Origin of the sequence: Dryocola boscaweniae, assembly GCF_025215095.1 — a bacterium.
GTDB lineage: Bacteria > Pseudomonadota > Gammaproteobacteria > Enterobacterales > Enterobacteriaceae > Dryocola > Dryocola boscaweniae.
In genome coordinates, this window is the sequence record NZ_JALHAP010000072.1 from 53,185 (window position 1) to 67,041 (window position 13,857).

A 13,857-nucleotide genomic window follows, 5' to 3' on the forward strand; every position below is an offset into this window, starting at 1 on the left:
ATGTCATTAATTAGTATGCACGGCGCCTGGCTGTCGTTTAGCGACGCGCCGCTGTTAGATAACACCGAACTTCATATCGAAGAAAACGAACGCGTTTGCCTGGTTGGCCGTAACGGCGCGGGTAAATCCACGCTGATGAAAATTCTTAACCGTGAGCTGCCGCTGGACGACGGCCGCATGGTTTATGAGCAGGATTTGATTGTTGCTCGACTGCAACAGGACCCACCACGCAACGTGGCGGGCACCGTCTACGACTTCGTCGCGGAAGGCGTTGAGGAGCAGGCTGAATATTTGAAGGCCTATCACGATATTTCGCACAAAGTGATGACCGATCCGAGCGAAAAGAACCTCAACGAAATGGCGCGCATTCAGGAAATTCTGGATCACCAGAACCTGTGGCAACTGGATAGCCGCATTAATGAGGTGCTCGAACAGTTAGGTCTGGATGCGGATACTGAACTGTCCGCGCTTTCAGGCGGCTGGCTGCGTAAAGCGGCGCTGGGCCGTGCGCTGGTAAGCTCACCGCGCGTTCTGCTGCTGGACGAACCGACAAACCATCTGGATATTGAAACGATCGACTGGCTCGAAGGCTTCTTAAAAGAGTTCCAGGGCAGCATTATCTTCATTTCGCATGACCGTTCATTTATTCGCAATATGGCTACTCGTATTGTCGATCTGGATCGCGGCAAGCTGGTTTCTTATCCGGGCGATTACGATCAGTATCTGCTGGCGAAAGAAGAAGCGTTGCGCGTAGAAGATCTGCAAAACGCGGAGTTCGACCGCAAGCTTGCCCAGGAAGAAGTTTGGATCCGTCAGGGAATTAAAGCGCGCCGTACGCGTAATGAAGGCCGGGTGCGTGCGCTAAAAGCCATGCGCCGGGAACGTGGCGAGCGCCGGGAAGTCATGGGCAGCGCCAAAATGCAGGTCGAAGAAGCTTCTCGTTCAGGCAAAATCGTCTTTGAAATGGAAGATGTTTGCTATCAGATTGCGAATAAAGTGCTGGTTAAGGACTTCTCCGCCCAGGTGCAGCGCAGCGATAAAATCGCGCTGGTGGGTCCGAACGGCTGCGGTAAATCTACTTTGCTCAAGCTAATGCTCGGCCAACTGAAGGCCGATTGCGGTCGCGTACATTGTGGGACGAAGCTTGAAGTCGCCTACTTTGATCAGCACCGAACCGAGCTGGATCCCGACCGCACCGTGATGGATAACCTGGCTGAAGGTAAACAGGAAGTGATGGTGAACGGCAAGCCGCGTCACGTTCTTGGTTATCTGCAGGACTTTTTATTTCATCCCAAACGCGCCATGACGCCGGTACGCGCCCTGTCAGGCGGCGAACGTAATCGTCTGTTACTGGCGCGCTTATTCCTGAAACCAAGCAATCTTCTGATTCTCGATGAACCGACAAACGACCTGGATGTTGAAACCCTTGAGCTGCTTGAAGAGCTGATTGACGGCTATCAGGGCACCGTCATGCTGGTAAGCCACGATCGTCAGTTCGTGGACAACACCGTGACCGAATGTTGGATCTTTGAAGGTGAAGGTCACATTGGTCGTTACGTGGGCGGCTATCATGATGCTAAAGGGCAGCAGGGTTCAGCGCGTTCGCTGCGTGAAACCGCTCAGGACAAGCAACAAAAGAGTGAACCGGCAAAGGCAGAAACTGTAAAACGCGGTAATAGCAAACTAAGCTATAACCTGCAGCGTGAACTGGAGCAACTGCCGCTTCGTCTTGAACAGCTTGAGGCCGAACTGGAGGCTCTGCAGGCGAAAGTCGGTGATGCGGAGTTCTTCAACCAACCACACGACGCTACGCAAAAAGTATTGAGCGAACTGGCCACTGCCGAAAAAGCACTGGAAGACGCTTTTGAACGCTGGGAGTACCTCGAGTCTCTGAAAAACGGCGCGTAATGTAAGGAGACCCGATATGTGTGCCACGCATCATCCTCGTTCGCACATATTGTGTCCACAATGTGATTTGCTGGTGTCAATGCCTGCATTGCAGGACGGCCATAAGGCCACCTGCCCACGCTGTGGCACAACGCTAATCACTCAATGGCCCTCTCCGCGTCAGCGGCCGACAGCCTATGCGCTTTCGGCTCTGTTTATGCTTTTGCTGGCCAACCTTTTCCCATTTATCAATATGAATGTCGCCGGCGTCAGCAGCGAAGTCACGCTGCTGGACATCCCGGGCGTGATGTTTTCTGAAGATTACGCAAGCCTTGGGACATTCTTTATGTTGTTCGTTCAGGCGGTGCCGACTTTTTGTCTGATCACCATTTTGCTGTTAGTCAACCGGGCCACGCTGCCTGCGGTTTTGCAACGTAGAATGGCGCGTACGCTGTTTCAGCTTAAATCCTGGGGAATGGCGGAAATTTTCCTGGCCGGCGTGCTGGTGAGCTTCGTCAAATTGATGGCCTATGGCGATATCGGCGTGGGCAGCAGCTTCGTGCCGTGGTGTTTGTTCTGCATTCTGCAGCTAAGGGCTTTTCAATGCGTGGACAGACGCTGGCTTTGGGACGATCTCGCGCCTATGCCTGCCGTTGAACAGCCGTTAAAACCAGGCGTGTCGGGTATCCACCAGGGGTTACGTTCCTGTCCTTGCTGCACAGCGATAGTGCCCGAGAATCAACTGGTTTGCCCGCGTTGCGAAACTAAAGGGCATATAAGGCGAAAGCACAGTTTGCAGTGGACGCTCGCGCTATTGGTTACCTCCATTATGCTTTACCTGCCGGCGAATATTCTGCCGATTATGGTCACCGAGGTACTGGGCAGCAAATATTCCTCTACTATTCTCGCCGGGGTTATTCTGCTGTGGAATGAAGGCTCTTTCCCCGTTGCGATGGTTATTTTTATCGCCAGTATTATGGTGCCGACGCTAAAAATGATCGCCATCGCCTGGCTGTGTTGGGATGCGAAAGGCCACGGCAGACGCGACAGCGAGCGGATGCATTTGATATATGAAGTGGTTGAATTTGTTGGCCGCTGGTCAATGATTGACGTTTTTGTTATTGCCGTGCTTTCTGCGCTGGTGAGGATGGGGGCGTTAATGAACATCTATCCGGCGATTGGCGCGATAATGTTTGCTTTGGTAGTTATTTTGACAATGTTTGCTGCGATGACCTTTGACCCTCGCTTGTCCTGGGATCGCGCACCAGATTCAACTCATGAGGAGTCGTCTGAGCATGGAAAATAAAAGCGGGGAAGCAAAAGTGCAGCAGGTGAAAAACTGGTCCCCGGTGTGGATTTTCCCCATCGTGACCGCGCTTATCGGCGCGTGGATCCTGTTTTACCATTACAGCCATCAGGGGCCGGAAGTGACCCTGATAACCACCAATGCCGAAGGTATTGAAGGTGGAAAAACGACCATCAAGAGCCGCAGCGTCGATGTGGGCGTGGTCGAAAGCGCGGTGCTTTCCGATGATTTATTGCATGTTGAAATTAAAGTTCGGCTGAATTCCGGCATGGAAAAGCTGCTGCATAAAGACTCGGTATTCTGGGTTGTGAAGCCACAGGTGGGACGCGGTGGCGTTTCTGGACTGAGTACGTTGCTTTCAGGCGCCTATATTGAACTGCAGCCGGGTACCAAAGGGCCAAAACCCGATCGTTACGAGCTACTCGACTCACCGCCTTTGGCTTCGCCTGACGCGAAAGGTATCCGCATTACGCTTGACAGCGATAAAGCAGGGCAGCTCAATCCGGGCGATCCGGTTTTGTTCCGGGGCTATCGTGTAGGGTCAGTCGAGACCAGCACTTTCGATGCAGCTAAACGTCGCATCAGCTATCAGCTCTTTATTAGTGCGCCTAACGACCGGCTGGTGACCAGCAATGTGCGCTTCTGGAAAGACAGCGGTATTGCCGTGGATATGTCTTCGCAGGGCATGCGCGTTGAAATGGGCTCGCTTGCCACGCTCTTTAGCGGCGGGGTTAGCTTTGACGTACCCGAAGGATGGGAACTGGGACAGCCTGCGCAGCCGGGTGCGGATTATAAGCTCTTTGACGATCAGAGAAGCATTCAGGATTCGCTGTATACCCAGCACATTGATTATCTGATGTTCTTTAAAGATTCTATTCGCGGCCTGCAGCCGGGCGCGCCTGTAGAATTCCGTGGCATTCGTTTGGGCACCGTGGCCCAGGTTCCGTTCTTTACGCCGGGAATGCGACAGGCTCTGAACGATGATTTCCGCATTCCGATTCTGATCCGCATCGAACCTGAGCGCCTACAAAATGTCATCGGCGGAGATACCAACATTCAGGAGAATATGACTGCCTTCCTCAAACGTGGCCTGCGCGCCTCGCTCAAGAGCGGCAATCTGTTAACCGGCGCGTTGTACATCGATCTCGACTTCTATCCGAAGGCCGAAACAATGACCGGAATGAAGAGCTTTAGCGGCTATCCAATTATTCCTACGGTAAGCGGCGGGCTTGCGCAGATTCAGCAGCGGCTGCTGGATACGCTGGATAAAATTAACAATTTACCGCTTAACCCGATGATTGAGCAGACCACTAAATCGCTTGCTGAAAGCCAGCGCACCATGCAGCGCTTACAACAAACGATTGATAGCCTGAACAAGTTAATGAACAACCAGTCAACCCAGTCGCTGCCGGAAAATATGCAATCAACGCTGCGTGAACTGAACCGCAGCATGCAGGGCTTCCAGCCGGGTTCCGCGGCCTATAACAAGATGGTGGCGGACATGCAGCGTCTTGATCAGGTTCTGCGTGAACTTCAACCGGTGCTGCGCACGCTGAATGATAAGAGCAATTCGCTGATCTTTGAGGCGAAGGATAAAAAGGATCCCCAGCCGAAGAGGGCTAAAGAATGAAAAAGTGGCTAACGGTTATCGCGGCGCTGGCGTTGAGCGCCTGTAGCAGCAGCGACGACGGCAAAACGTATTACCAGCTTCCTCAAAGCTCTATGCCTGCTATGCAGGCTGCAAGCCAGCCTGGAACCCATCTTTTGTGGGTAGAGCAGGTTGCGGTTCCTGATTACCTCGCCGGTAACGGCGTGGTTTATCAGACCAGCGATGTGCAGTTCGTTATCGCAACCAGCAATTTATGGGCAAGCCCGCTGGATCAGCAACTGCGTAATACTCTGGTAAGCAATCTCAGCAGCGCCTTACCCGGCTGGGTGGTCGCTTCTCAGCCGCTGGGCAACGATCAGGATATTCTGAATGTGAACGTCACGGGCTTCCACGGCCGCTACGACGGCAAAGTTATCGTCAGCGGCGAGTGGTTGCTCAATCATCAGGGACAACTGATAAAACGCCCGTTCCATCTTGAACTGAAACAGCAAGAAGATGGCTACGATGCGATGGTCAAAACTCTGGCCCAGGTGTGGCAGCAAGAGGCTCAGAGCATAGCAAGCCAGTTAACTCGTCTGAATTAATTTTGCCTTATCGCACAAAAAAGCTGCGTTCTTCGTTTTAATCGCGAAGCGCAGCTTTTCTTTTATCCTGAGTCTATTACCTGTGCGACATCACATTTTTTGTACAAATGATATCCCGCGTAGCTCACATTTATGACACTGGCGTGAATTTTGCGCATTGACGATGCCATCATTTACGGGTATTCGTTAGATGTGATTGCACATTTTGTAATCACTGTTTTCTTTCCACCAGATCCATTTGATAGATCAAGAAATGAGGGAAACGAGGCATGAAGAGACAAAAACGAGATCGCCTGGAACGGGCTCATCAACGTGGTTATCAAGCAGGTATCGCCGGACGCTCCAAAGAGATATGTCCTTATCAGGCACTAAATCAGAGGTCGTACTGGATGGGAGGCTGGCGAGAAGCCATGGAAGACAGGGCGGTTACCGCATAATCACTGTCTCTTTAGAAAAGAAACCTCCGCGCCGCGGAGGTTTCACGTTTTCGGGGATTAGAAAGCGGTGGTGTCTTTGAAGAGGCCCACTTTCATGTCGGTGGCGGTATAAATCACACGGCCATCGACCAGCACTTCACCGTCTGCCATGCCCATAATCAGGCGACGATTAATGACGCGCTTGAAGTGGATACGATAGGTAACTTTTTTCGCGGCAGGCAGGATTTGTCCTGCAAGCTTAACTTCACCCACGCCAAGCGCACGACCTTTACCTTCGCCGCCCAGCCAGCCGAGGTAAAAGCCTACCAGTTGCCACATTGCATCCAGGCCCAGACAGCCAGGCATCACCGGATCGCCGATAAAGTGGCAAGCGAAGAACCACAAATCTGGATTAATATCTAATTCAGCTTCAACGTAACCTTTATCGAAGTTACCGCCGTCTTCGGTCATTTTGACCACGCGGTCCATCATCAGCATGGGTGGCGCGGGTAAGCGTGGGCCTTCAGCACCAAACAGTTCGCCACGACCAGAGGCAAGAAGATCTTCTTTTGTATAGGATTCGCGTTTATCTACCATGTCTACAGTAAGCCTTTTTATAAAGAAGCACGCAGGTTAGCTAACACGTGTACGCTCAACAAGTCCGATCAGTTGTGGTTGAACCAGTTGAGCCAACGCAGCGGCCAGGGATAGCGGTGCCGAATGTCCTGAGCGGAGGCCTGAGCGATTCGCTCCTGGACCGCACGCATCAGCGTATTTTGTCCTTCGCCATCCCATGGCAAATTCGTTAATAAGGGTAGCGCATCTGCAACATCGTCAATGGCCCAAATAGTGAATTGTCCTTTTTCTACCGCATCCAGCACATCCTGATGCAGGCAAAGATGACGTACGTTAGCCACAGGAATAATAACGCCCTGTAGCCCGGTCAGCTCTCGCTGCTGGCAAATACGGAAGAAACCTTCAATTTTTTCATTCAAACCGCCAACCGGCTGTACCCGACCAAACTGATCGACGGAGCCCGTTACCGCTATATGCTGATAAATAGGAACGTTTGCCAGGGCGCTTATCAGCGCGCAAAGCTCGGCCATTGAAGCGCTGTCGCCGTCGACTTCGCTGTATGACTGCTCAAAAGTGATGGAAGCGGAGAAAGGAATTTGCTGTTCTAGCTGCAGCTCAGACATTAAAAACGCCTGCATTATCATCATGCCTTTGGCGTGGATGTTACCGCCTAGCTCAGCTTTGCGCTCAACGTCTGTGAACTCGCCGTCGCCAATATGTACGACGCAGCTAATACGTGAAGGCTCACCAAAAGCGCGGGGGTGGCCCGGGAATTCAATCACCGACAGCGCGTTGATTTGCCCAACCATTTCGCCTTCGGTTTCGATAAGAATTTGCTCAAGCAGAATCTCATCCTGCATGCGTTCAGCAAGGTAACCTTCGCGCCATTCGCGCTGTATCAGCATTTGTGTAAGTTGTTCTCCACTGAAGGTATCTTCCTCAGTGAAGGCGGCAACTTCACGCAACTGCCGGGTGAGCCACAAAGGGCATAATGGCAACGTTTCCTGATCGCCGGTATAACGCACGGCTTCGCGAATCAGGACGGTCCATGCATCCTGAGCAGGCGATGGAAGTTGCTTCGCTTGCGCAGTCGCGTGGATCCATTGGCGCCACAGCGCAATATCTTCCGGAGCGGTAATTTGCAGGTTTTCTTCAAACTCGCTGTAAATGGCCTGCTCAGCCAACTCAGGCTCCATATCCTGAAAATCAGCCAGAGATTCGCGTTCACCTACAAGAATAAGCTTCAACTCCAGCGGCAAAGAGGGAATGCTTACCGGCAGCGGACGCGTTTCATCAGGCGAAATCCAGTCGAAACGTTTCTGGGTGACCATTTGTTTAAGGCGTAACCAAAGCAGAGGTTGCGCCAGCACGCTGCGTAAAGAGAGCACCAGCACGCCGCCATTAGCACGGTGAATGACGCCAGGCGTCAGGTTTATCTCCCCGGCGAACTGGCGAACGCAGCCAAAAAGCTGCTCGGCTTCAACCCAGTCAGCAACGACAACGTCGCCATGACCTGTAAAGGCTTCATCATTTTCCTGCGCTGGACGGAGCGTGACGCGGCTGCCTTCAATCACATAATGACCGCCGGTCAACGTTTCGGCAGTCTGCCAGACTTCACGCGCGGCGGCGGCAATAAGGTTAAGGTACTCGGACTCTTCAGCGGCTTTTACCAGCATCAGATCAGCCGAGGCTACCGGTTGGCTCAGCTGTTCCAGGCCGTAAAACAGCCGTGACTGGACAGAGGAGAAGGGAGCAGAGTCGGTGTCATAAGGCTGCGCAAACAGTTCCTGATAACTCTCGGTATCGGGAACAAGGGCACGCCATTCAAGTCGATTAGTCGTCAAAGTCGCTATTTATTAATTAGATGTCAAAGGCGCGATTATACAAGAATAGGCCGGGCAGCACACGGTTAATGCTCGATTACAGGTTTACCCGGCTCACAGCTTTAATTTTTCAGGTGAGCGAAAGCGGTAAAAACTGTTATCCTGATGTAAGTTACACGGTCACACTGAGATCGCGATGAAATATCAACAGTTAGAAAATCTCGAGAGCGGCTGGAAGTGGAAATATCTGGTGAAGAAACACCGTGAAGGTGAGCTTATTACACGGTATATCGAAGCCAGTGCGGCAAAAGAGGCCGTAGATGCGCTGCTAAGCCTTGAAAACGAACCTGTACAGGTGCTGAGCTGGATCGGACAGCATATGAATCCAGTGCTTCATAATCGCATGAAGCAAACTATACGCGCCCGCCGTAAACGCTACTTTAATGCGGAACATCAGCATACTCGTAAGAAATCCATCGATCTGGAATATCTGGTCTGGCAAAGACTGGCAGGGCTTGCTCAACGTCGCGGTTGCACGCTTTCTGAAACCATAGTGCAGTTGATTGAAGATGCGGAGCGTAAAGAGAAATACGCCAGTCAGATGTCGAACCTGAAACAGGATCTGCAGGCTTTACTTGGCAAGGAATAAAACGTTTCCTGATCCATTTGTCGCGATTTTGCTTTCTTCAGATAATAAAAAACCCCGCCGAAGCGGGGTTTTTTTATAACGGTAACTTATGCCGCAGGCTGAGTTACAACGTCTTTGATACCTTTAACTTCGATCTCTACGCGACGATCTGGAGCCAGGCAATCAATCAGTTTAGCGCGTGGCGCTACGTTATCACAGGTGTTGCCAGTTACCGGGTTAGATTCGCCCATACCACGTGGGGAGATCTTGTTAGCCGGGATACCTTTAGAGATCAGGTAATCAACAACAGACTGTGCACGTTGGTCAGACAGTTTCTGGTTGTACTGGTCAGAACCGATACGGTCGGTGAAGCCCAGAACAACAACAGAACCATCTTTCGGATCCAGGTTGCTCAGCTGGGTGTACAGCTGATCCAGTGCCTGTTGACCTTCAGGTTTCAGAGTAGATTTGTTGAAGTTGAACAGAACGTCAGACTTCAGAGTGAAGTGCTTGGTCTGTACTTCTGGAGCTGGAGCCGGAGCTGGAGCTACAACTGGAGCAGCTTCTTCCTGACCGAAACGGTAGGAAACACCCAGGCTCAGCATGCCGTTGTCTGGACGAGTGCCAACAGTTTGCGCGTCACCGATGTTGTTAACCCACTGGTATTCCAGACGAGTTGCGATATCACGGGTAACTGCCCACTCAACGCCGCCTGCGAATACTGGGGAAACGCCAGTATCGTGCTCGCTACGGGTAACGCCGGTAGAACCGTAGTTGCCTTTAGCATCTGCACGCCAAACCATACCACCCAGACGAGTGTAAACATCCAGATCGTCAGCTACTGGGTAGCTCAGTTTAGCTGTCAGTTGAACGCCCTGAGCTTTGAAAGCACCGTTATCAACGCTGCCTTTGTATGGCATACGACCTAACCAGTCATAACCCATTTCAAAACCAACGTACGGGTTAACCTGATAACCACCGAAGGCACCTGCGCCCAGCTGGCTTTCATGGGTAGGGCCATTGTTGTTCTGGAAACCGTTACCGTAGAAGCCAGTATCATGGAACTGAGACCAGCCCAGTTTACCACCTGCGTACCAGGTATTATCTTTCGGTGCGGCCTGCGCTACGGTAGCGAAGCCAGCCAGTGCCACTGCAATCGCGATAGCTGTCTTTTTCATTTTTTGCGCCTCATTATCATCCAAATAGGCCATGAGCCTTAAACATCGTCAAAGCCCAGGGTTAAATCCTTCGCCCGGGTTTACGCTCAATTGTTACTCTACCGATTAGTCGGCGTTATGAAGAGCAACCCTGGCGAGCTAAAGTCTACAACGTAGTTGAAAACTTACAAGTGTGAACTCTGTCAGGCATATGAAAAAAAACGACTTGCATACACATTTAGTAACAGCTCTGCTTGTATTTCAGCCACGCCGTTTCGTTCAGAGTGGCGTCAGAAGCGGCTTGCGAAGGGGATTCGTGATAAATGACAAGGCGTTGTAATTTTCGAAGAAAAAATGCCTGGATTTATCTTAAATTTACTTAATGATACAAACTAGAATGAATTTTTAGACCTGTACGTGGTCTGCAACCGGAGCCAGATGCCCTGGTTGGTCTCATAATAAACCCGATCGCGTTGCCTTTTTCGGCTGCATTTGAGAAGCGAGAATACTCTTCATCAGTCAGTTCTTCAGATAACCAACCGATAACCACGCTGTAATTTCCTGTCTGCAGTGCTTTTACCATAGCATCAACTGTGAAAAGTGGATCTAACTGGCTAACCTGCATCACTTTTGTGAGAGGTAATCCCGATGCCTGCACCCACTGCCGACTTAATTTCTGTTGCGGCGTTAGCCAAAGCTGCCAGCGAGACTGCTGACCAAGCTGCTGCAGCAAAGGTAATAAAACCATTTGAGTCATCCACGGCTGATCTTCACTGTAAACCACTTCACTAATCAACCCTCTGGCATCGTTTCCTGCAAAGGATTCCGCAGGAGTAAGCGCAACGGATGAGCTGCTGGCAATATGAGTACGATAGTTTGGTGTATGCATAGTGAATCCCGCCTGATGGGTTACTGTATGTTTATACAGTAATGCCTGTACGAGCAAAGATCAATCTAAATTTCTGAAAGCAACTCGCAAAATTTTTATGAAGTTCCCGGAATTGCTAAATTGTGATTGCAGCCAGCAATCAGGTTAATTATTGTTCTGTTAGAGGAACCGGTAAATAATAAATCCGGTGTTTAGTTCATGATAATCAAGGATTTGTTCATGAAATTTAAATCATATGACAGGATTCATAAATCTCAGGAATACCTCGCGCCGCTGGGCGATATTGACTATCGCTCGCAGTTTGGCGGTTATAGCCTGGCTATCGGGAATGTCGTGTTTGCAATGGTAGCGGAGGGAGAGCTTTACTTACGAGCATGTGAGGATAGCGAAACATATTTCGTCAACAAAGCCGCTCCGCCGCTTATTTTCAACAAACGTGGGAGACCTATTGTGCTTAATTACTATCAGGTGGATGAAGAACTTTGGCAGGATCCGGACAAGTTGCTTGAGCTTTCTTCGAATGCGCTCGCTAATGCTCGTCGTGAAAAATCAATCCGTAAAACCCAACGGCGACTTAAGGATCTGCCTAATCTTTCAGTAAATATCGAGATATGGCTATGGGAGGCGGGAATCGCGGATTTACGCACCTTACAGGCATATGGTGCCAAGCGTTCATGGATAAAACTGCGCAGCGTTAAGAAATTTGTTGGGGTAAAAATCCTTCTCGCCCTGGCGGGCGCCATCTCAGGCATTCATGAAGCAGCGCTCCCGGCAGTGACCCGTCAGGAGCTGCTGGATTGGTATCATCGCTACGAGCAACGACGCAGACGTTAATCGATGTGGTGTGCAATATGCTGCTGGAGACGCGATATTTCTGGCAAGAGAGAAACCAGCAGGCCAATTTGCTGAAGCACAAGCGGCTCCTTTGTATCAGGGCACGGATCGATATGAGCAATTCTTTCCGATAGCCCCATGAGCGCCTGTTGCACTCGTTGTTCATCGGCGGGTAAATGGTGAAGCGCATCATCAACGTAACAGACAGCATCATCCAGCAGCAGCAGGATCTCATCATTATCGAGCTTTTCACGATGCGCCCCCAACGCTGACACATAGCTGTTAAAAGTATGGTTGAGACACAATAAACGAAATGCGGTTTCTCGAGTTTCAGGTGAGACACGGGGTTCTGAAGACATATTAGAAACCACCGACGCGAGATCCGCATCGCGGTTGTGAGCATCACGGCGCGCTATACGATATGCGAGGCGATTATCTCGTCCCTGATGGTATTGCTCAAGAATAGCGTCCAGATAACGGCAGTTGGCGTTAAACGCACGTTCTACAACCAGAGGAAGGCGGCGAAAACGCCAGTCTGGCCAGATAAAACTAACCGCAGCCCATGCGATCGCACAGCCAAGCAGCGTGTCAATCACGCGTGGAAACGCGACTTCGAAACCTTCCCCGAGCAGATTGAAACACAGCAGTACAAGCAGAGTGATGAACATGGTGGCATGCGCGTACTGGACATTACGAAACGCGAAGAACAATACGCCGGTAATGACAATCAGAATCAGTTGGCCTTCCAGAGAAGGAACAAACCACAGGATAGGTAAACCTATCGCCACGCCAACGAGCGTACCGATGATACGCAAAGCAAGCCTTCTGCGGGTGGCGTTGTAGTTCGGCTGGCAGACAAACAAACTGGTTAACAGAATCCAGTAACCGTGTTGCAGGCCCGTAAACTGGATAAAAGCGTATCCCATACAAAGAACCACCGACATACGAACAGCGTGACGGAACAATGCGGACTCAGGCGTCAGGTTGCGGGTAAGACGCAGCCAGATATCACCAAAGCCCGTAAGTTTGTCGTCAGCAAGCCGGTTCTCAATATCATTTTGTGGGGCGGCCAGAGCCTGCTCGGATTCGATTGTGGCAAGCTGTGCATCAATGGCGCGCAGGTTACTCATCAGGTAACCCAGCGCTTTCATTTCGCTCCCTGAAGAACCTGCCGCATTTACCCTTTCGATTGCCGCATCAAGGTGGGTAAAGGCCCGTTCGAACCTTGGATCGTGCTGATAGGGTACGCGCAGAAGTACAGAGCGTGAAAGCTGTTGGCAAGCCTGTGATTGCAGAGTTAACAGGCGTTGGAAACGGAACATAATGTCGCTGTAGCGAAATTTATCCCGCAGGGCCTGATACTGAATATGTGAAGAGCTGGCCCGCTCGTGGATATCCTGGGCGACAAAATAATAGTGCAGGGTGCGTCGGGTGCCTCGCTGCCCGCGATCGCCACGTAAGCGAGTCAACAGCGATGCTTTTGTTTGGTTCAACGTGGTCACTAGCTGGCTGTTAGCCATCGCCAGCTCCAGCATTGGCGCCTGACTTTCCTCTTCGATATCAGGGTCGAACAGCGTTGCTTTAATTTCCAGATACTGCGCCAGATGGTCATAGCAGCGGGCCAGATTATCCTGCAGTGGCCGTATCGGGAAGATAAGATGTCCGGCAAGCGTGAGCAGGTTGTACCACACGGCGCCAGCTAACAGGAGTAAAGGCTGCTGATACCAGTGCTCATATAAAGATATGCCGAGCATCGTATAAATAGCGATAAGCAACGCGCCAAAGGCTATCGTTGCGTAACGCTGCCCCAGCCCGCCCAGCAGAATAAAACCGCTGGTAGAAAGCATCAGCCCCAATGCGAACAGCCACGGCCAGGGGAACAGCAATTCTACGGATGCTGAAGCAATGAAGAAGCTTACCAGCGTAATCAACAGATTTCGCAGACGTCCGGTCAGCCGATCATCCAAATCCGCCAGTGCTGCTGCAACCACGCCAAGCGTCAAGGGAATAGTAAGTTTGACCTCACCCAGCCACCACGGCAGAGCAGCCGTACCGGTGAGGGCAATAAAAATACGTAGGTTGTAAAGCCAGGTGCTGTTCCAGGTGTAGCGGCGCAGTAAGGGACTAAGCATTAGCTCGTAATTTCCT

The 13,857-nt window shown here is 51.1% G+C and carries 12 protein-coding genes; 7 read left to right on the forward strand and 5 right to left on the reverse strand.

All coding sequences use genetic code 11. The features are described from left to right. The 5 genes from MUA00_RS04890 to rmf all read left to right on the forward strand — a co-directional run bounded on the left by MUA00_RS04890 (position 1) and on the right by rmf (position 5,823). On the forward strand, positions 1-1,908 hold the full coding sequence (locus MUA00_RS04890) for an ABC transporter ATP-binding protein (protein WP_271122033.1): 1,908 nt from the start codon (positions 1-3) through the stop codon (positions 1,906-1,908). Positions 1,909-1,924: 16 nt separating this feature from the next. Then, complete coding sequence (gene pqiA, locus MUA00_RS04895) at positions 1,925-3,193, forward strand: membrane integrity-associated transporter subunit PqiA (RefSeq protein WP_271122032.1); 1,269 nt, start codon at positions 1,925-1,927, stop codon at positions 3,191-3,193. Continuing rightward, on the forward strand, positions 3,183-4,823 hold the full coding sequence (gene pqiB / locus MUA00_RS04900) for an intermembrane transport protein PqiB (RefSeq protein ID WP_271122031.1): 1,641 nt from the start codon (positions 3,183-3,185) through the stop codon (positions 4,821-4,823). The genes pqiA and pqiB overlap by 11 nt, the downstream gene beginning before the upstream one ends. Next, positions 4,820-5,386 carry a membrane integrity-associated transporter subunit PqiC gene (gene pqiC, locus MUA00_RS04905; protein WP_271122030.1) on the forward strand — a complete coding sequence of 189 codons (567 nt, stop codon included), beginning with the start codon at positions 4,820-4,822 and terminating at the stop codon, positions 5,384-5,386. The genes pqiB and pqiC overlap by 4 nt, the downstream gene beginning before the upstream one ends. Positions 5,387-5,655: 269 nt before the next feature. After that, positions 5,656-5,823 carry a ribosome modulation factor gene (rmf, locus tag MUA00_RS04910; RefSeq protein WP_167608359.1) on the forward strand — a complete coding sequence of 56 codons (168 nt, stop codon included), beginning with the start codon at positions 5,656-5,658 and terminating at the stop codon, positions 5,821-5,823. Positions 5,824-5,880: 57 nt separating this feature from the next. Here the strand turns inward: rmf and fabA are convergent, their stop codons facing one another. Together fabA and MUA00_RS04920 are read right to left on the reverse strand one after the other, a co-directional pair. Next, on the reverse strand, positions 5,881-6,399 hold the full coding sequence (gene fabA / locus MUA00_RS04915) for a bifunctional 3-hydroxydecanoyl-ACP dehydratase/trans-2-decenoyl-ACP isomerase (RefSeq protein ID WP_271122029.1): 519 nt from the start codon (positions 6,397-6,399) through the stop codon (positions 5,881-5,883). Between the two features lie 68 nt (positions 6,400-6,467). Continuing rightward, a complete protein-coding gene (locus tag MUA00_RS04920) occupies positions 6,468-8,222 on the reverse strand; it encodes a Lon protease family protein (protein ID WP_271122028.1) in 1,755 nt (584 codons plus the stop codon). Positions 8,223-8,397: 175 nt separating this feature from the next. On the opposite strand from MUA00_RS04920, the gene matP reads away from it, so the two are divergent. Continuing rightward, on the forward strand, positions 8,398-8,850 hold the full coding sequence (gene matP / locus MUA00_RS04925; protein ID WP_271122027.1) for a macrodomain Ter protein MatP: 453 nt from the start codon (positions 8,398-8,400) through the stop codon (positions 8,848-8,850). Positions 8,851-8,936: 86 nt separating this feature from the next. On the opposite strand, the gene ompA is transcribed toward matP, so the two are convergent. Further along, on the reverse strand, positions 8,937-10,007 hold the full coding sequence (ompA, locus tag MUA00_RS04930) for a porin OmpA (RefSeq protein ID WP_271122026.1): 1,071 nt from the start codon (positions 10,005-10,007) through the stop codon (positions 8,937-8,939). 358 nt (positions 10,008-10,365) lie between these two features. Next, the gene (gene sulA / locus MUA00_RS04935; protein ID WP_271122025.1) at positions 10,366-10,875 is read right to left on the reverse strand and encodes an SOS-induced cell division inhibitor SulA; all 510 of its coding nucleotides are present in this window, start codon (positions 10,873-10,875) and stop codon (positions 10,366-10,368) included. A 219-nt stretch (positions 10,876-11,094) separates the two neighbouring features. Between sulA and MUA00_RS04940 the strand changes: the two genes are divergently transcribed. Beyond that, positions 11,095-11,709, forward strand: coding sequence for a TfoX/Sxy family DNA transformation protein (locus MUA00_RS04940; protein ID WP_271122024.1), 615 nt, complete (start codon positions 11,095-11,097; stop codon positions 11,707-11,709). Here MUA00_RS04940 and yccS read toward each other — a convergent pair. Beyond that, positions 11,706-13,841: a YccS family putative transporter gene (yccS, locus tag MUA00_RS04945; RefSeq protein WP_271122023.1), complete on the reverse strand. Its 2,136-nt coding sequence runs from the start codon at positions 13,839-13,841 to the stop codon at positions 11,706-11,708. The genes MUA00_RS04940 and yccS overlap by 4 nt on opposite strands. Positions 13,842-13,857: the final 16 nt, after the last annotated feature.